At 39.3% G+C, this 17,844-nt stretch carries 19 protein-coding genes, 1 rRNA gene and 1 other annotated feature; all 20 genes read right to left on the reverse strand.

What is annotated here, in order from left to right; all coding sequences use genetic code 11:
• Positions 1-225 precede the first annotated feature (225 nt).
• The gene (gene rplK, locus GZA11_RS05530; RefSeq protein ID WP_038538417.1) at positions 226-651 is read right to left on the reverse strand and encodes a 50S ribosomal protein L11; all 426 of its coding nucleotides are present in this window, start codon (positions 649-651) and stop codon (positions 226-228) included.
• Between the two features lie 207 nt (positions 652-858).
• On the reverse strand, positions 859-1,392 hold the full coding sequence (nusG, locus tag GZA11_RS05535; RefSeq protein ID WP_038538414.1) for a transcription termination/antitermination protein NusG: 534 nt from the start codon (positions 1,390-1,392) through the stop codon (positions 859-861).
• Positions 1,393-1,523: 131 nt separating this feature from the next.
• Complete coding sequence (gene secE / locus GZA11_RS05540; RefSeq protein WP_038538411.1) at positions 1,524-1,706, reverse strand: preprotein translocase subunit SecE; 183 nt, start codon at positions 1,704-1,706, stop codon at positions 1,524-1,526.
• 41 nt (positions 1,707-1,747) lie between these two features.
• Positions 1,748-1,894 (reverse strand): 50S ribosomal protein L33, encoded by a 147-nt coding sequence (rpmG, locus tag GZA11_RS05545; protein WP_081905110.1) that lies wholly within the window; start codon positions 1,892-1,894, stop codon positions 1,748-1,750.
• Positions 1,895-2,000: 106 nt separating this feature from the next.
• Positions 2,001-2,699 carry an RNA polymerase sporulation sigma factor SigH gene (sigH, locus tag GZA11_RS05550; RefSeq protein WP_231314592.1) on the reverse strand — a complete coding sequence of 233 codons (699 nt, stop codon included), beginning with the start codon at positions 2,697-2,699 and terminating at the stop codon, positions 2,001-2,003.
• A gap of 23 nt (positions 2,700-2,722) precedes the next feature.
• The gene (locus GZA11_RS05555) at positions 2,723-3,232 is read right to left on the reverse strand and encodes an NYN domain-containing protein (protein WP_038538405.1); all 510 of its coding nucleotides are present in this window, start codon (positions 3,230-3,232) and stop codon (positions 2,723-2,725) included.
• Between the two features lie 2 nt (positions 3,233-3,234).
• On the reverse strand, positions 3,235-3,978 hold the full coding sequence (gene rlmB, locus GZA11_RS05560) for a 23S rRNA (guanosine(2251)-2'-O)-methyltransferase RlmB (RefSeq protein WP_163183175.1): 744 nt from the start codon (positions 3,976-3,978) through the stop codon (positions 3,235-3,237).
• Complete coding sequence (locus GZA11_RS05565; RefSeq protein ID WP_038538400.1) at positions 3,975-4,400, reverse strand: Mini-ribonuclease 3; 426 nt, start codon at positions 4,398-4,400, stop codon at positions 3,975-3,977. Before GZA11_RS05565 ends, rlmB begins: the two co-directional genes overlap by 4 nt.
• 4 nt (positions 4,401-4,404) lie before the next feature.
• On the reverse strand, positions 4,405-5,802 hold the full coding sequence (gene cysS, locus GZA11_RS05570; RefSeq protein WP_038538397.1) for a cysteine--tRNA ligase: 1,398 nt from the start codon (positions 5,800-5,802) through the stop codon (positions 4,405-4,407).
• Positions 5,783-6,451, reverse strand: a complete 669-nt coding sequence (cysE, locus tag GZA11_RS05575; RefSeq protein ID WP_038538394.1) for a serine O-acetyltransferase — start codon at positions 6,449-6,451, stop codon at positions 5,783-5,785. The genes cysS and cysE overlap by 20 nt, the downstream gene beginning before the upstream one ends.
• 70 nt (positions 6,452-6,521) lie before the next feature.
• Positions 6,522-6,787, reverse strand: a binding site (T-box leader).
• A gap of 45 nt (positions 6,788-6,832) precedes the next feature.
• Positions 6,833-8,290: a glutamate--tRNA ligase gene (gltX, locus tag GZA11_RS05580; RefSeq protein ID WP_038538392.1), complete on the reverse strand. Its 1,458-nt coding sequence runs from the start codon at positions 8,288-8,290 to the stop codon at positions 6,833-6,835.
• Positions 8,291-8,484: 194 nt separating this feature from the next.
• Positions 8,485-8,964, reverse strand: coding sequence for a 2-C-methyl-D-erythritol 2,4-cyclodiphosphate synthase (gene ispF, locus GZA11_RS05585; RefSeq protein ID WP_038538389.1), 480 nt, complete (start codon positions 8,962-8,964; stop codon positions 8,485-8,487).
• A 54-nt stretch (positions 8,965-9,018) separates the two neighbouring features.
• Positions 9,019-9,705 carry a 2-C-methyl-D-erythritol 4-phosphate cytidylyltransferase gene (gene ispD, locus GZA11_RS05590; protein ID WP_163183176.1) on the reverse strand — a complete coding sequence of 229 codons (687 nt, stop codon included), beginning with the start codon at positions 9,703-9,705 and terminating at the stop codon, positions 9,019-9,021.
• Between the two features lie 60 nt (positions 9,706-9,765).
• On the reverse strand, positions 9,766-10,854 hold the full coding sequence (locus GZA11_RS05595) for a PIN/TRAM domain-containing protein (RefSeq protein WP_038538383.1): 1,089 nt from the start codon (positions 10,852-10,854) through the stop codon (positions 9,766-9,768).
• Positions 10,855-11,127: 273 nt separating this feature from the next.
• Positions 11,128-12,507: a DNA repair protein RadA gene (gene radA / locus GZA11_RS05600; protein WP_038538380.1), complete on the reverse strand. Its 1,380-nt coding sequence runs from the start codon at positions 12,505-12,507 to the stop codon at positions 11,128-11,130.
• Positions 12,508-12,614: 107 nt separating this feature from the next.
• Complete coding sequence (gene clpC, locus GZA11_RS05605; RefSeq protein ID WP_038538377.1) at positions 12,615-15,056, reverse strand: ATP-dependent protease ATP-binding subunit ClpC; 2,442 nt, start codon at positions 15,054-15,056, stop codon at positions 12,615-12,617.
• A gap of 15 nt (positions 15,057-15,071) precedes the next feature.
• Positions 15,072-16,142 carry a protein arginine kinase gene (locus tag GZA11_RS05610; protein WP_163183177.1) on the reverse strand — a complete coding sequence of 357 codons (1,071 nt, stop codon included), beginning with the start codon at positions 16,140-16,142 and terminating at the stop codon, positions 15,072-15,074.
• Positions 16,143-16,144: 2 nt separating this feature from the next.
• Entirely contained in the window at positions 16,145-16,696 is a 552-nt protein-coding gene (locus GZA11_RS05615; RefSeq protein WP_038538371.1) for a UvrB/UvrC motif-containing protein, read from the reverse strand.
• A 23-nt stretch (positions 16,697-16,719) separates the two neighbouring features.
• Complete coding sequence (locus tag GZA11_RS05620; RefSeq protein WP_038538368.1) at positions 16,720-17,181, reverse strand: CtsR family transcriptional regulator; 462 nt, start codon at positions 17,179-17,181, stop codon at positions 16,720-16,722.
• 509 nt (positions 17,182-17,690) lie between these two features.
• A 5S ribosomal RNA gene (gene rrf / locus GZA11_RS05625) occupies positions 17,691-17,807 on the reverse strand.
• Between the last annotated feature and the right edge of the window lie 37 nt (positions 17,808-17,844).

The raw sequence follows: 17,844 nt of genomic DNA on the forward strand, positions 1-17,844 counted from the left end.
AACGTTGAATAACTCCCACGCAAAAAAGCGGAGGCGCCATCGACCAAGTTTCCCTTGGTACTTAGAGATAAAAGACATGAGACAAACCAGTATGAAAGATTTTTATCCTTCAAGATTGATTGACTAATGGCTTGGATCCCCTTGACGCCACAGCTAACCATTAAAAAGGTTGCGTGTATTTCAAAACTACGCAACCCCTTCATTACACATTAACAGTTACATGGATTAGTCTTCAATAACAATACCCATGCTGCGTGCAGTACCTTCAACCATACGCATTGCAGCTTCAACGCTAGCAGCGTTTAGATCAGGCATCTTTAGTTCCGCAATCTCGCGTACTTTGTCACGCTTTACTGTTGCTACTTTATTACGGTTAGGCTGGCCTGAACCAGACTCAATCCCAGCTGCTTTCTTAAGCAATACGGCAGCAGGAGGAGTTTTCGTAATAAATGTAAATGAACGGTCTTCAAACACCGTAATTTCAACAGGAATGATCAACCCAGCTTGATCAGCTGTACGAGCGTTAAATTCTTTACAGAATCCCATAATGTTAACACCGGCTTGACCAAGAGCTGGACCAACTGGTGGTGCAGGGTTTGCTTTACCTGCAGGGATTTGTAATTTAACAACTTTAATTACTTTTTTAGCCACGAGACACACCTCCTTAAAGTCCGTGATGTGGTTAATGGGGAACCTCTAAGCCCCCTCCCACTCATCTGAAGTCTTTATATAAATACAAAGAACTTGACAAAAGTCTTGTCCCAGTACCTAACCTGGGACATACTGACCTATGAAATATTAACATTTTTTTAACTTGATTTCAAGTTTTTTTACAAATATAAGTTAAGGATTCTACTGTTATATTTTTTCAATTTGAGAAAATTCCAGTTCTACTGGTGTATCGCGGCCGAACATATTAACGAGAACTTTAAGCTTACCTTTTTCCCTATCCATTTCTTCAATAATACCAGTGAAATCGGCAAATGGCCCTTCCTTAACACGGACCGTTTCATTGATTTCAAAATCTACATCAATACGTTTCTCCTCTACACCCATACGTTTAAGAATAGCACCAACTTCTTCCGGAAGCAAAGGAGACGGTTTCGAACCGGATCCAGCTGAACCAACAAAACCTGTTACACCTGGAGTATTCCGGACAACATACCAGGAATCATCTGTCATAATTAATTCCACTAAAACATACCCTGGGAATACCTTCCGTTTAACAACTTTTTTCTTCCCGTTTTTCATATCAGTTTCTTCTTCTTCTGGGACAACTACACGAAAGATCTTATCTTGCATCCCCATTGATTCTACGCGTTTTTCCAAATTGGCTTTTACTTTATTTTCATAGCCAGAGTAGGTGTGTACCACATACCAATTCTTTTCCATTCATGCGGACTTAATGCGTCCGTCCCTCCCTATCATTTTATCGGAGATTTTCCCAATATAAAAAACCCGTAAACACGGGTCTTTGATAAAACTACCTCTATTAACCTCATTATACCATGAACCACGATCTATTATTCAAGAATTAAACGAATCAATTCTGAAATTCCTAAATCCAGTACAGCAAAAAATGCGACAAAAAAAGCAACAGTTGTAACAACAGTAACTGTAGAACGAATTAGTTCACTGCGTTTTGGCCAGCTTACTTTTCTCATTTCTCGGACAATGTCACTGAAGAATTTTGTTATGCGTTGCATCTCTTGTTAACCCCCAACTATCAAATAGCACTGCTCGTTTTCTATTTCGTTTCCCGGTGGTTAGTTTGCGTTCCACAGGTTTTACAAAATTTTTTTAATTCCAGTCTTTTTGTTTGTGTGTCACTACTAGATGTGGAATAATTTCGTGAACCACAACAAACACATGCAAGTACAACTTTTTTTCCCATGATTAGTCACCTAATATATCCTTAAAAATGTAACATGCACCCTAATGTATGTCAACTTGAAACAAAATTGGGTTCTTAAACTGCTGGTTTCGGTAGCGCATACAATTTACAGCGAGAATTCGCGAAGTTCAAGATATCTTTCCAATTTCCTTTTTACACGCTGCAGGGCATTATCAATCGATTTAACGTGACGATTTAGTTCCTCAGAAATCTCTTGATAGGATTGGCCGTCCAAATAAAGAGCCAAAACCTTCCGTTCTAAATCGCTTAATAATTCAGTCATTTTTACTTCTATTTGATCAAATTCTTCTTGGTTAATAATTAATTCCTCCGGATCAAGCACCTTTGCGCCAGACAATACGTCCATTAATGTCCGATCAGATTCCTCATCAAAAATCGGTTTATCTAGCGATACATAAGAATTAAGCGGTATGTGCTTTTGCCGTGTCGCAGTCTTAATTGCTGTAATAATTTGCCGCGTTATGCAAAGTTCGGCAAAGGCTTTAAAGGAGGTAAGCTTGTCCTCACGAAAGTCACGAATCGCCTTATATAGGCCAATCATCCCCTCTTGGACAATATCCTCCTTATCCGCACCAATTAAAAAATAGGATCTTGCTTTTGCACGTACAAAGTTTCGATACTTATGGATTAAAAAATCCAAAGCATCACTGTCCCCTTGGTGAACTAAATCGACAATTTCCTCGTCTTCCATAGCCAAAAGTTGTTCGTTCATTTTTATTCCAAAGTCCGCACTCACCCTAAGATCCCCTCCTACCGAACAAGCATAGATAATGCTATTATACATTAGAAATTTTTTGAAGTCGAGAATCACTTCAATCCTCTGCGCCACTTTTCAAAAATTTCCGCCATTTCATTGCTAATCGGTATTTTGGTAACTGGTTTATTTTCTTGAATTTTCTTCACTTTTCTTTCAATGCCCTTTTCAATAGAAGACATTTCTAATAACAGCTCCCTGGCAGATTTTCTAAGGGCCCCTTGTCCGAAAATCGCCCATTGTTCCGTATAATCTGAAGTTGCCACATGAATTTGTGTTGCTCGATTATTTAGGCTAATTGCCAACTTTTCAATCCGTTCGTCCGCTGTCTCATTTTCTTTTGTAAAAATAACTTCAACCTTATGATTCTGATATTTTTTTTCGATCCCTTTCACATAATGAGCATCGAAAATCACTATAACCCGGTAACCGGAAAACGCTTGGTATTCAGCCATTTTCTCAACTAGTAAGTCACGTGCTGCTGGTAGGTCCCGATCCTTTAAAGCCTTTAATTCTGGCCAAGCTCCAATGATGTTATATCCGTCCACTAACAGGATATCCATAACTATCCCTCAAGACTATGCCGTTTCCGGTATACCTCATACATTAAAAGAGCCGCAGCCACTGAAGCATTTAACGATGTCACTTTTCCCACCATTGGCAATCGAATTAGAAAGTCACATTTATCCCGGATTAATCGTCCCATTCCTCGACCTTCACTACCAATTACTAAGCCAATCGGCAGCGTTCCGTCCAACTGTCGATAATCCTGCTTGCCTTTTGCATCCGTGCCTGCAATCCATACTCCTCGCTCTTTTAATTCATCAATGGTACGGGCCATATTGGTGACACGGACAACAGGAATATATTCAATAGCCCCTGTGGAGGCTTTTGCCACTGTCGCTGTTAAACCAACCGCTCTCCTTTTAGGAATGATAATTCCGTGGGCCCCTACTGCATCTGCTGTTCTCATAATAGAGCCTAAATTATGAGGATCTTCGATTTCATCTAACAAAAGAAAAAAAGGTGGTTCGTTTTTCTTTTCTGCGGCAGCAAATAAATCATCCAGTTCTGCATATTGATAAGCTGCGACAAAAGCTAAGACACCTTGATGATTTCGATCGGTTATTTGGTCAATTTTTTTCTTCGGAACTACCTGTACTAGCACATTTCCTTCCTTAGCTAGCTGAGTAATCTGCTGCATCTGCCCGCGCAATGACCCTTCCGCAATTAATATTTTGTTAATATCCCGTTTTGATTTTAATGCTTCTATAACTGGATTTTTACCGACGATGTATTCTTGGCTCATCCTAACGTTCCTCCTTTCCTTTGATCTACATAATTAAACGCTTGATGGACCAACTGTTCTAATCGATCTATCTTACCAGATAAATAAAGATAACCTATCAACGCTTCAAATGCAGTACTATACCGATACGTCTGGACATCCGTATTTTTAGGGACTGTTCCGGATTTGGCATTTCTACCCCGCATTACTACTGCTAATTCTTCATCATTTAACAATTGTTCATCCATCATTTGAAATAAAATCTTACACTGCGCTTTTGCGGACACGTATTTTGTTCCCTCACGATGAAGTTGATGCGGACGAACTTGCCCTCCATATAAAAGATGGCGTCTTACATAAGTCTCATAAATAGCATCACCCATATAGGCAAGAGCCAGGCTATTCAATTGGTTAGCATCTATTGTATTTTCATAATCAAGCATTGAACTAACCTCTTTTCCACCTGGTGCCTTGAGGAGTGTCTTCTAAAATGATGTTCATTTCTTTTAATTGGTCCCGAATTTGATCAGCCAATTGGAAATTACGCTCTTTACGCGCTTGATTACGCTTTTCGATCAAAGCATCAATCTCTTCATCCAGTAGTTCTTCTTTTTCTAATGTCAAACCAAGTACAGTAAATAGTTCTTCAAACTTATTAGTAAATGCATCGATTACTTCTACAGCCGTATTTTTTTCCATAAGATAATAATTTGCCAGTTTGGATAAATCAAATAAAACAGAGATCGCTTTTGCGGTGTTAAAATCATCATCCATTGCTTCTATAAATTGGCCATGTAACTCCGCAATTTTATTCAGCCAATCTTCATTATTTTCGGTTAGATTTGTACTAGCTTCTCTTCGATGTTTTAAATTTTGATAGGAAGTAGTCAGTCTTTCAAAAGCTGCCTTTGTACTCTCCAGTAATTCCTCACTATAATTGATCGGGTTCCTGTAATGAACTGAAAGCATAAAGAATCTCAGTACTTGTGGATTGTGTTTTTGGATAATGTCATGTACCAACACGAAATTCCCAAGCGACTTCGACATTTTTTCATTATCAATGTTAATATAACCGTTATGCATCCAATATCGAGCAAAGGTCTTACCGGTTAATGCCTCTGATTGGGCTATTTCATTTTCATGGTGCGGAAATGTTAAATCCTGTCCACCGGCGTGAATATCAATGGTTTCCCCGAGATATTGTTTCGCCATTGCGGAACATTCAATATGCCAGCCTGGTCTACCTTTTCCCCAAGGGCTTTCCCAAAAAATTTCTCCTTCTTTTGCCGCTTTCCATAAGGCAAAATCAAGGTCATCTTGCTTTTTCTCGCCTACCTCAATTCTGGCACCAATCCGTAATTCATCAATTGATTGATGAGATAGCTTTCCATATTCTTTAAAGCTTCTCGTCCGAAAATAAACATCTCCTTCTGATTCATAAGCATAACCTTTTTCAATCAATTGGCTGATAAATTCAATAATAATGTCCATATTTTCCATTACGCGTGGATGGACATCTGCCTTACGACAACCTAACGCGGAAACATCTGCAAAGTAGGCTTCAATAAACCGGTCAGCTAATGTAGGAACATCTTCCCCAAGCTGATTTGCTGCTTTAATTAATTTATCATCGACATCAGTAAAGTTTGAAACATATTTTACATCATAGCCTCGGTATTCAAGGTAACGGCGAACCGTATCAAAGACGATTGCCGGCCGAGCATTTCCAATATGAATATAGTTATAGACCGTTGGACCGCAAACATACATTTTTACTTTTCCTTCTTCAAGCGGTACAAAGGTTTCTTTTTTACGAGTCAAAGTATTATAAAGTTGAATGGCCATTGACTTTTATCCTTTCTTCTTTTAATTCTGCAAGTTCTTGTTTCAACCGGTCCAGCTCTTCTTGCATTTCTTTAAAACGATCAGCAACCGGATCCGGGAGGTCACAATGATTTAAATCTTTATTAATCCGAATGCCGTCTTGAATGACGACTTTTCCTGGAACTCCAACTACCGTGGAGTTTGGTGGTACTTCTTTTAATACGACAGAACCTGCTCCAATCTTGGAGTTTTCGCCAATCGTAATGGATCCAAGCACTTTGGCCCCGGTAGCAATTAACGCATTATCCTTTATCGTAGGATGGCGCTTTCCTTTTTCTTTGCCGGTCCCGCCAAGAGTAACCCCTTGGTAAATCGTTACGTTATCTCCAATTTCACAAGTTTCTCCAATTACTACACCCATCCCATGGTCAATAAATAATCTCCTGCCTATTTTTGCCCCAGGATGAATTTCAATTCCTGTGAAAAAGCGGCTTATTTGTGAAATGGCACGGGCAAGGAAAAAGAATTTTCGTTTAAAAAGTGCATGTGCAATACGGTGAGCCCATATTGCATGTAACCCAGAATACGTAAGGATCACTTCCAAATAGCTTCTTGCAGCTGGATCCTGTTCAAAAACAACTTCAATATCTTCCTTCATCCTTTTAAACATTTGCCATTCCTCCCCCTAAATATTGCTTAGTTTAAGCCGTTTGAAATTAAAAAGCGTCCCTGTCCATATTGACAGAGACGCTTAGTGCGTGGTTCCACTCTGATTAGGCTATATCTATGTACACCTATCTTTTATAAATTGGGTGTACCCAGCTTTCATAGCCTCACTCTTTCTTGTTAACGGAAAGGTTCCGCCCAAATCTACTCATGATTTCTCACTTTCGGTTTGAGACTCTGAGGTGCATTTCGAAAAATGAGAGGCTTAAACCACTTTCAGCCGATGATGGTTCTCTCTTTCAAGCATCACTTTTCTACTTTTCCTCATCTACGCTTTAGCTTATATAAATAGTTACTCTTAATATATTACATTTTTTCTATAATGTTAACTAATAATTTGCTGAATTCTCTTTTGAACTTTTTGTTTACCTAAAAGTTCTAAAGCTAATGGTAAGTCTGGACCATGGGTCTGTCCAGTTACAGCCGCACGGATCGGCATAAATAAATTCTTTCCTTTTTGGCCTGTCGATTTTTGTACTGCTTTCATCGCTGCTTTAATTCCATCAGCTTGGAAATTATCCAATTGGTCCAGTTCCTGTGAAAAAGCCTTTAATACTTCAGGAACCTGCTCCCCGGAAAGAACTTCTTTTGCCTCTTCCTCGAATTCCACATTTTCTTTAAAGAACATATCAGAAAGCTCAACAATTTCTGCTCCGAAGCTCATTTTTTCTTGAAGTAACGCAACTAAGCTACGTACCCATTGATGCTCTTCATCAGTTAAGTTTTCACTTACACGACCTGCTTTAATCAAATGCGGCAATGAAAGTTCAACAACCCGGTCCAGCTCTACCTTTTTCATGTATTGATTATTCATCCAAGTCAGTTTTTGTTTGTCAAATAGTGCAGGTGATTTAGATAAGCGATTCGCATCAAAAATTTTAATAAATTCATCTTTGGAGAATAGCTCTTCTTCCCCTGCCGGCGACCAACCTAGAAGGGCGATAAAATTAAATAATGCTTCTGGGAGATAACCTAGTTCTTCATATTGCTCAATAAATTGAATAATTGATTCATCACGCTTACTTAATTTCTTCCGGCTTTCATTAACGATTAATGTCATGTGTCCAAATATAGGTGGCTCCCAGCCAAATGCTTCATAGACCATTAGCTGTTTCGGCGTATTAGAAATATGGTCATCGCCTCGAAGCACATGGGAGATTTTCATTAAATGGTCGTCGATAGCAACCGCAAAGTTATAGGTTGGTGTCCCATCCTTTTTGACAATGACCCAGTCCCCTATTCCTTCTGATTCAAAGGAAACAACCCCTTTTACCATATCATCAAAGGTATAAGTTTTCCCTTGAGGAACAATCATGCGGATGCTTGGTTGACGGCCCTCTTTCTCTAAACGCTCACGCTCCTCGGAAGTTAGATGACGGCAGCGGCCTGAATAGTGCGGCGTCTCACCTCTTGCGGCTTGTGCTTCCCGCTCTGCCTCCAATTCTTCCTCGGTACAATAACACTTATATGCTTGGCCATTTTCTAATAGCTGATTGTAATAGGTTTTATATATATCATTTCTTTCCGATTGACGGTATGGCCCGTATTCACCACCAACATCGACACTTTCATCCCAGTCGATGCCAAGCCATTTTAAATATTTTAATTGGCTTTGTTCCCCGCCTTCAATGTTCCGCTTTTTATCCGTATCTTCAATACGGATAATGAACTTGCCACCTTTATTACGGGCATAAAGGTAGTTAAATAACGCGGTACGCGCATTTCCAATATGTAAATGTCCTGTTGGACTTGGAGCATATCTAACACGAATTTCGTTTGACATAATAGCCTCCATCATTAATTTAAATAGTTTCAATTGCTTATTTTACCATTGTGTATTCTAGTGATAAAGTCCAAGCGTCTATTTTTTATCAATTAAACTTAAGAGTTGATTTACAATTGGGTATTTCGCTTTCTAAAGAATCCAGATTAGCCATACTCCTGAAGTCGCTCTATCAATATGGAAATAAAATTACCTTAACTCCGTTTTTTTAGTAAAACTACAGCCTGAGCGGCGATTCCTTCTCCTCTGCCGGTAAAACCAAGTTTTTCGGTAGTAGTGGCTTTTACATTGATTTGTTCGACATCTGCTTCAAGTAATTCAGCTATTCGAGTTCTCATTTGTCCAATATATGGGGCCATCTTTGGTTTTTGCGCAATAATGGTGCAATCAGCATTAACCAGTTCATAGCCTTTTTCTTTAACTAACTTCCAAACATGCTTCATTAACTCGGCTGAGTCGGCATCTTTAAAGTTTGGATCGGTATCAGGAAAATGTCTCCCGATATCCCCTTCCCCAATCGCTCCGAGGCAGGCATCAGAAATGGTATGTAATAATACGTCGGCATCAGAATGGCCAAGCAATCCTTTTTCGTATGGAATTGTAATCCCGCCTAGGATTAAAGGACGGTCTTCTGTTAACTGATGGACATCAAAGCCCTGTCCAATTCGAAACATTACCAAAACTCCTTTTTGTCCAGCACTAAGCACCAATTAGAGGGTGCCTAGTGCTTATTTCTTTTGTCTCTTTTTTAATATCGCTTCTGCAAAGTATAAATCTTCAGGTGTTGTCAATTTAATATTATCGTAATCTCCCTCTACTATTGCAACAGGATGACCAAGGCGCTCAACAAGGCTAGAGTCGTCTGTCCCTACAAACTGTTCCAACTCTGCCTTTTGGTAAGCCTCTAACAGGAGTGAAATGCGAAAAGCTTGCGGGGTTTGGACAGCCCACAAGCTTGAACGTTCGACAGTCTCAACTACTGTACCGACTTGCACCTTTTTCATGGTATCCTTAGCCGGCACTCCAATAATAGCAGCACCCGTTTTTTGTGCAGTTTCTATTAATCGATGGATTTGTTCTTTGCGGATAAACGGTCTTGCTGCATCATGTACCAAAATAATGCTCCCGTTTGTCACAGTCTTAAGAGCATTATATATACTATATTGGCGTTCCTTCCCCCCTGGAACCAATCCGGTTACTTTATTAATGTTGTATTTTTTCAATAAAACATTAAATTCCTCAAAATCTTGCGGATGGACCGCAAGAATCATCCCTTCACACAACTCATCCTCTTCAAACACCTTTAATGTATGAATTAATACAGGGATACCGTTTAACTCAAGTAACAGTTTATTTTTCCCTGCACCCATTCTTTTTCCCTGGCCAGCTGCCGGGAGAATGACTTGGTAAGCCATAATCAAACCCCATTCTTTCTCTCTAGTTCCAGCGTCTAATAACGCTTTGTAGTGTTCATGCTATAGTGCTTTTTCTAATAATTTTGGTTTGGCAAAAATCATTCTGCCTGCAGAAGTCTGAAGGACACTAGTAACAAGCACATCTATTCTCTTACCAATGTATTCCCTTCCTTCTTCAACAACGATCATTGTACCATCATCTAAATAGGCAACACCTTGGTGATATTCCTTGCCGTCTTTTATCACATGGACGGTCAATTCCTCACCCGGCAGAACAACAGGTTTTACTGCATTTGCCAAATCATTAATATTTAAAACAGAAACATTTTGCAGTTCACATACTTTATTTAAATTAAAATCATTCGTTACTAGAATTCCGTTTGTCATTTTCGCCAGCTTTACAAGCTTGGAATCCACTTCTTGTATGTCTTCAAAATCACCCTCATAGATTTCTACCTTTACCGCGAGTTCTTTTTGAATCCGATTAAGTATATCCAAACCTCTTCTACCACGATTTCGCTTTAATACATCTGATGAATCAGCAATATGTTGTAATTCTTCGAGAACAAATTGAGGAATAACGATTGTCCCTTCTAAGAACCCTGTCTGACATATATCTGCGACACGACCGTCAATGATGACACTCGTATCTAAAATTTTTAAATTTTCCACAACAGGTTTTTCCGTTTCCTCTTCTGCAGTTTTTTTCTTACTGCTACCTTTACCAAACAACCCCAAAAGTTCATCTCTCTTTTTAAAACCAACTTGAAAACCAAGATAACCAAATAATAGTGTCAGTAAAATGGGAGCTGCAGCGTTTAGTATCGGCACTTGGACGGCATTTAGGGCAAAGCTAATTAAAAAGGCAACCAATAAACCAAAAATCAGCCCGACACTGCCAAACAGCACATCTGTCACCGGTATTTTCACTAAGGAATCCTCTGCCCATTTAATAAAATTATAAACATAATCTACTGCCCAAAAGGTAATAAGATAAAAAATAATAGCACCTAAAATAGCAGTCATATATGAATTATTTATCATTGGAATGTCATTCAAATGAATCAGTTCGAACAAATCAGGTAATAGTAGGATGCCAAGTGTTCCGCCCAAGATGAGGAAACATGCTTGAACAATTCGTTTTAACATTCCTTCACCTCCTCCTTCTATTAATTATAAACATATTCGAAAAAATGAAACCTTGATATCATGATTATTTTTCCAAAATGTAATTTTTTTGAAATAAACTTTGGTCTACGAAACAATATTTCCCCTTCGAATATTACTTAAAACACTATTGTATCAATATTTTGTTGTTGAATACGATCTATAAAGCCAATTGATATTTTTCCAGAGGTTGGTTGGCTTTCGTTGTATGAATACAAAGTCCTTTTTGGATCCTCTTAAAACCATGGAAGAACTTTATTCTCCTAATGCTGCCCGAAGCGCTTCACTGACAGAGGTAACACCTATTAATTGAACCCCTTTTGGCCCTGTCCATCCCCCAAGATTATTTGCAGGAAGGATAATCCGTTCAAAACCCATCTTGGCCGCTTCCTGAACTCGCTGCTCAATTCTTGATACCCTCCTTACTTCACCGGTCAAACCGACCTCTCCTATAATACAGTCTGTTGTTCTTGTCGGCTTATCTCTAAAACTCGATGCAATACTTACCGCAATGGCCAAATCAATAGCTGGTTCATCCAACTTAACTCCTCCGGCAACTTTTAAGTAGGCATCCTGATTGGCCAACAGCATCCCTACTCTTTTTTCCAATACTGCCATTAATAAAGGCACACGGTTGTGGTCGACGCCAGTTGCCATCCTTCTTGGATTTCCGAAACTAGTTGGTGAGACTAATGCTTGAATTTCTACAAGAATAGGGCGTGTACCTTCCATAGAAGCCACTACAGTAGAACCGGCAGCCCCCCGTGATCGTTCTTCAAGAAAAATTTCTGATGGGTTTTCTACCTCTTCCAGTCCAAATTCCTTCATTTCGAATATTCCCATTTCATTTGTCGAGCCAAAACGATTCTTTACTGACCTTAATATCCGATACGTATGATGCCTCTCTCCTTCAAAATATAGAACGGTGTCAACCATATGTTCGAGCAGCCGCGGCCCGGCGATGGATCCTTCTTTAGTTACATGACCTACAATGAATATAGCAATCCCTTTTGTTTTTCCAATTCGCATTAACTCGGCCGTGCATTCACGGACTTGCGAGACACTTCCCGGAGCAGAGGTTACATCAGGATGAAATACTGTTTGAATGGAATCGATGATGACGAAGCTAGGATTTATACTATCAATCGTCCGATTGATCTCCTCCAAATTTGTTTCAGAGTAGACAAATAAATGATCTGAAGCAATGTGTAATCGTTCTGCTCGAAGCTTTGTTTGCCTTAATGATTCTTCCCCGGATATGTATAATACCAAATGGCCTTTATTCGCCAGCTGTGAGGATACTTGCAAGAGCAAGGTAGATTTTCCAATACCAGGGTCCCCACCAATTAATACAAGTGATCCTTTTACAACACCTCCGCCTAGGACGCGGTTAAATTCATTTAATTTGGTTAGAATTCTAGGCTCATTTACGGTTTCAATCGAAGTAATAGGTGTGGGTTTAGTAAGAATGGTAGACCCTTGAGAGTGAGTAAATGCCCCCCTTCTCGCCGTACCGGTTACCTCTACTTCTTCGACCATTTTATTCCATTGGCTACATCCGGGACATTTCCCCATCCACTTTGGTGACTCATAGCCACATTCTTGACATATAAATTTTGTTTTCCGCTTAGCCATATAAGTCGTCCTTTCTGAATAAAAAAGAGGTACACGATAATTCCATATTCACGTGTACCTCCAATTGTTGTTCAAAACGCAAGCAATGTCTTCCAGTACTTACTAACTTATTTAGTTAAGCTTGTTTGTTCAGCTGTTTTAACCGTAAATTCTCCATTTTCAATATCAATAATGACATGCTGACCCGTTAATACTTTACCTTTAAGCAATTCTTCAGAAAGCCGATCCTCAATATGCTTTTGAATCGCCCGACGAAGCGGCCTTGCTCCATATTCAGGATCATATCCTTCCTGAGAAATCTTTTCTTTTGCCGCATCTGTCAATTCAATTGAAATATTTTGCTCTTTTAATCGCTTAATTAACTGCTCCGATAATAAAGTAACAATCTCTTGAAGATGCTTCTTCTCTAACGCATGGAAGACAATAATTTCATCAATCCGGTTCAAGAATTCAGGACGGAAGGCTTTTTTCAACTCCTCCATAACTTTACCCTTCATATCCTTGTAATCTTGATTGGTATCTTGGATATTGAATCCCACATATTTATTTCGTTTTAATGATTCTGCTCCAACATTTGAAGTCATAATAAGAACCGTATTGCGGAAATCTACTGTTCTTCCTTTTGAATCAGTTAAGCGGCCATCTTCAAGCACCTGAAGTAAAATATTAAATACATCTGGATGTGCTTTTTCAATTTCATCCAGCAGGATGACAGAGTATGGTTTTCTGCGAACTTTTTCTGTTAATTGTCCGCCCTCTTCATAGCCCACATATCCAGGAGGTGACCCAACAAGTCGGGATGTAGAGTGCTTCTCCATATACTCTGACATATCAATCCGGATCATAGAATCCTCATCACCAAACATTGCTTCAGCAAGAGCACGGGCTAGTTCGGTTTTACCTACGCCAGTTGGTCCAAGGAAGATAAAGGAACCGATTGGACGTTTTGGATCCTTTAATCCAGCTCTTGCACGACGTACCGCCTTAGCAACAGCCTTCACTGCTTCCTCCTGTCCAATTACCCTCGAATGCAAGATCTCTTCCAAATTCAGTAATCTTGCAGTTTCTGTTTCTGCTAGCTTGGAGACAGGAATCCCGGTCCAGCTTGATACTACTGCAGCAATATCTTCAACGGTTACTTCATTGTTTTCTTTACCTTGCTTTTCCTTCCAACTCTTCTTCGTTTCTTCCAACTGTTCACGAAGACGCTGTTCTGTATCTCTTAATGAAGCTGCCTTTTCAAATTCCTGACTTTGAACAGCTGCATCCTTTTCCTTTCGAACTTCCTCCAGCTTCACTTCGAGCTCTTTTAGATTTGGAGGTGTAGTATAAGAGCGCAAACGTACTTTTGATCCAGCTTCATCAATCAAATCAATTGCTTTATCCGGCAAGAAGCGATCAGAGATATAACGATCTGAAAGCTTGACAGCTGCTTCAATCGCTTCATCAGTAATTGAAACTCGGTGATGCGCTTCGTACCGGTCACGTAATCCTTGTAAAATTTGAATGGATTCTTCAATTGTCGGTTCATCGACACGAATTGGCTGGAAGCGACGCTCTAGGGCAGCATCCTTTTCGATATACTTTCGATATTCATCAAGAGTAGTTGCACCAATGCATTGAAGCTCTCCACGGGCAAGTGATGGTTTTAAAATATTGGATGCATCAATAGCGCCTTCCGCGCCTCCTGCACCAATTAAAGTATGGAGCTCATCGATAAATAAAATGATATTTCCTGCCTGACGAATTTCGTCCATTACTTTTTTCAAACGATCTTCAAATTCCCCACGGTATTTGGTTCCAGCTACTACCGTACCCATATCGAGAGTCATAACTCGCTTGTCACGAAGGATTTCCGGTACTTCATTATTAACGATTTGCTGGGCAAGACCTTCGGCAATAGCTGTTTTACCTACACCTGGTTCCCCGATTAATACAGGATTATTTTTCGTTCTACGGCTAAGGACCTCAATCACGCGCTGGATTTCTTTACTTCTGCCAATGACAGGATCCAAACTTCCTTCGCGGGCGATAGCTGTTAAATCTCTTGCAAGGCTATCAAGTGTTGGTGTATTTGCATTAGCTGATGTACCACCTTGATGTCCTCCAGATTCATTGCTCCCTAATAATTGAAGCACTTGCTGACGCGCTTTGTTTAAGCTGACTCCAAGGTTATTAAGGACGCGAGCAGCAACCCCTTCCCCTTCACGGATTAAACCAAGGAGAATATGTTCTGTTCCGACATAAGAATGCCCTAATTTTCGGGCTTCATCCATAGATAGCTCGATTACTTTTTTGGCTCTTGGAGTATAGTGTATGATTTGTGAAGACTCTTGCCCTTTGCCAATTAAATTTTCAACTTCCTTTTGAATTTTATCTGACCCTAATCCAAGACCTTTCAGAGCTTTAGCAGCAATTCCTTCTCCTTCGCGGACTAGTCCTAATAAAATATGCTCCGTTCCAATATTATTGTGTCCTAAACGGATTGCTTCTTCTTGAGCCAAAGCCAATACTTTTTGAGCTCTTTCGGTAAAACGGCCGAACATCATACTATCACTCCTCACCTATTTTTCAGATTCCATTTTTAATCGTTCTCGTATTAAAGCTGCGCGTCTAATATCTCTTTCATGGGGTCTTAAAGGACCTCCTGCATATTGCTGAAGAAACCCTGGTTGAGTTAAAATCATTAATTCCGTTAAAATCGTCTTCGACATGTTGGTAATATACCCCATATCAATCCCAAGCCGAACATCAGAAAGACATTGAGCAGCTTCTTTCGATTCGATAATTCGGCTATTTGTTAAAATTCCTAACGAACGAAACACTCTGTCTTCTAATTGTATGTTGGAAGTTTTTTGTAATGCGTCCCGTGCTGACCTTTCTTGGGATATAAGCTGGCTTACAACTCCCATTAAGTCTCTGCACATGTCCTCTTCTGATTTCCCTAATGTAATTTGATTTGAGATTTGAAAAATATTTCCTAGGGCCTCACTGCCTTCACCATAAATTCCCCTAACAACAAATCCTAACTGATTAATTGCAGGGATTATTCGATTGATTTGTTGGGTTAAGATTAAACCTGGAAGGTGCATCATTACAGAGGCTCGAAGACCAGTACCTACATTAGTTGGACAGCTTGTTAGGTAGCCATGGTTTTCATCATATGCATATTGAATATGACTCTCAAGCCAATCATCAATAACATTTGCAGCTGCTAAAGCCTCGAGTAACTGTAGTCCCGGATACAAGCATTGAATTCGAATATGATCTTCTTCATTAATCATAATACTAACTTTTTCATTTTCCGATAAAAGTACCGCACCATGTGGAGAATCTTCAGCTAAATGTGGGCTGATTAAATGTTTTTCAACTAATACCCTCTTTTGCAAAGGTTGCATTTCATCAATTTTTAATAGCTCCAGATGACCAAAGGTTGAAAAATTAGAGTTTCTTAACAGTTCCTCCATTTCAAGAATAATCTTTTTGGCTTCTTCGTGTGTAAATAATGTGGGAAATTTATATGTCTTTATATTTCTTGCCAAACGTATTCGCGAACTAAGAACAATATCCGAATCAGGACCTTCCTCACTCATCCATGAGCTGATTGTCTGATTTAAAAATCGTTCGAGCGACACTTCTACTCCCCTCCTTCTTGACCCTTGGCAGCTAGTTTTTTCTCTAGTGTCCTTATCTCATCCCGAATCTCTGCTGCTTTCTCGAACTCCTCATGTGTAATCGATTCTTTTAAAGCAATCTTTAATTCTTCGATTTGTTTGCGAAGGGAAATGCCGCCACCAATTCTTTTTGGTATTTTTCCATTATGAATCCAGTTTCCGCCTTGAAGCCTTCTTAAGACTGGTTTTAACTGTTCTTCAAATGCCTTATAGCAATGTGCACATCCAAAGCGCCCAACCTTTAAAAATTGTGAAAAAGTCATGGAACATTGATCACAATGAAGAATTTTGTCCGGCTGAAATGGACTTTGGCTTGGTTTTTGGAAAGAAGGATCGAAGTTTAATAGTCCCGCTAAAAGGTTATTAAATGAAAATCCCGATTCTCCATTAAATATAAACATCTCGCCCTTTTCTTGGGCACATTTTTCACAAAGGTGTACCTCTGTTTTTTCCCCATTTATAATTTTTGTAAAATGAAGTGCCGCAGGCCTTTGATTACATTCTTGGCAAATCATGTTTTCACCCCTTTAATGGATGCCTATTTATATTTTAAGGATGTTAACATTGCTCTTAACATTCTTGCTCTTAACTCATCTCGATATGGAAGATCAATATATAACACGGAACGGTCAATAACACTTAGCATAATTTTTGCTTCTCTTGTTGTAATAATCTCTTCTTGAACAAGCCTAACAATGACATCTTCTGCACTTGTTTGACTAATTCTATTTTGTACAAGAGATAGCAAATGATCGATTAATTGGGCTGAATCATGTGATTGAACCTTCATAATTCGAATATATCCTCCGCCGCCCCGCTTACTTTCTACGAGATACCCTCGTTCTATTGTGAATCGGGTGTTGATGACATAATTGATTTGTGAAGGAACACATTGAAATTTATCGGCAATTTCGCTGCGTTTTATTTCAACAATATCCTCTTCACTCTTTTCTAATACTTGCTTTAAGTATTTTTCGATAATATCAGAGATGTTTCTCATCTTCCCACCCCCATCATCTGACTTTGACTATATTTGACTATAATTATACTCAAAATCCTTTAGAGTTGCAACGATTCACTCCCTTATGATTTTCTCCAAATCTCGCGCTTGTAAAACGTATAAACCTTGAGAAAAAACTACTATTTAAGAGTGATGGAATTTTTGGGGAACTTTGTTTGAAAGAGAAGATTGTGAATGAAAATATAGACAGTGATTGCAAAGAGATGATTCGAAATGAAAAATCTCCGTATACAGTAGCATGTTACCTTCTCCCAAAAGCAACCACTTTAATCGTGGAATGTTTATGTTGACTCATCTTTCCTGTGGCGCTCTCTCCAACAGAGGCAAAGGTAATTTAAAGCATTAAAAGTCAATTGGATGTGAACTGATCGTTGGGAGGATTATGTTAACGTCTCGTCGCTAGGACATTTTTGCTGACCATTCTCAAAGTCAAAAAGATATTTTGCTATTTATAAAAAAAGAACAACCAAAATTGGTTGTTCTTTTTTGCCCGGCAGCGTCCTACTCTCACAGGGGCTTTCGCCCCAACTACCATCGGCGCTGAGAAGCTTAACTTCCGTGTTCGGTATGGGAACGGGTGTGACCTTCTCGCCATTGCCACCGGACCTATTCAATTGAGGTTCATTCCCTCAAAACTAGATA

Source organism: Neobacillus sedimentimangrovi, assembly GCF_010614825.1.
Lineage (GTDB): Bacteria > Bacillota > Bacilli > Bacillales > Cytobacillaceae > Neobacillus > Neobacillus thermocopriae.

What these genes read in the sequence shown, in the direction of transcription:
- nusG (WP_038538414.1), bottom strand. Translation starts at nt 1,392, where the DNA reads ATGGAAAAGAATTGGTATGTGGTACACACCTACTCTGGCTATGAAAAT.
- secE (WP_038538411.1), bottom strand. Translation starts at nt 1,706, where the DNA reads ATGCAACGCATAACAAAATTCTTCAGTGACATTGTCCGAGAAATGAGA.
- rpmG (WP_081905110.1), bottom strand. Translation starts at nt 1,894, where the DNA reads ATGGGAAAAAAAGTTGTACTTGCATGTGTTTGTTGTGGTTCACGAAAT.
- sigH (WP_231314592.1), bottom strand. Translation starts at nt 2,699, where the DNA reads ATGTATAATAGCATTATCTATGCTTGTTCGGTAGGAGGGGATCTTAGG.
- GZA11_RS05555 (WP_038538405.1), bottom strand. Translation starts at nt 3,232, where the DNA reads ATGGATATCCTGTTAGTGGACGGATATAACATCATTGGAGCTTGGCCA.
- rlmB (WP_163183175.1), bottom strand. Translation starts at nt 3,978, where the DNA reads ATGAGCCAAGAATACATCGTCGGTAAAAATCCAGTTATAGAAGCATTA.
- GZA11_RS05565 (WP_038538400.1), bottom strand. Translation starts at nt 4,400, where the DNA reads ATGCTTGATTATGAAAATACAATAGATGCTAACCAATTGAATAGCCTG.
- cysS (WP_038538397.1), bottom strand. Translation starts at nt 5,802, where the DNA reads ATGGCCATTCAACTTTATAATACTTTGACTCGTAAAAAAGAAACCTTT.
- cysE (WP_038538394.1), bottom strand. Translation starts at nt 6,451, where the DNA reads ATGTTTAAAAGGATGAAGGAAGATATTGAAGTTGTTTTTGAACAGGAT.
- gltX (WP_038538392.1), bottom strand. Translation starts at nt 8,290, where the DNA reads ATGTCAAACGAAATTCGTGTTAGATATGCTCCAAGTCCAACAGGACAT.
- ispF (WP_038538389.1), bottom strand. Translation starts at nt 8,964, where the DNA reads ATGTTTCGAATTGGACAGGGCTTTGATGTCCATCAGTTAACAGAAGAC.
- ispD (WP_163183176.1), bottom strand. Translation starts at nt 9,705, where the DNA reads ATGGCTTACCAAGTCATTCTCCCGGCAGCTGGCCAGGGAAAAAGAATG.
- GZA11_RS05595 (WP_038538383.1), bottom strand. Translation starts at nt 10,854, where the DNA reads ATGTTAAAACGAATTGTTCAAGCATGTTTCCTCATCTTGGGCGGAACA.
- radA (WP_038538380.1), bottom strand. Translation starts at nt 12,507, where the DNA reads ATGGCTAAGCGGAAAACAAAATTTATATGTCAAGAATGTGGCTATGAG.
- clpC (WP_038538377.1), bottom strand. Translation starts at nt 15,056, where the DNA reads ATGATGTTCGGCCGTTTTACCGAAAGAGCTCAAAAAGTATTGGCTTTG.
- GZA11_RS05615 (WP_038538371.1), bottom strand. Translation starts at nt 16,696, where the DNA reads ATGATTTGCCAAGAATGTAATCAAAGGCCTGCGGCACTTCATTTTACA.
- GZA11_RS05620 (WP_038538368.1), bottom strand. Translation starts at nt 17,181, where the DNA reads ATGAGAAACATCTCTGATATTATCGAAAAATACTTAAAGCAAGTATTA.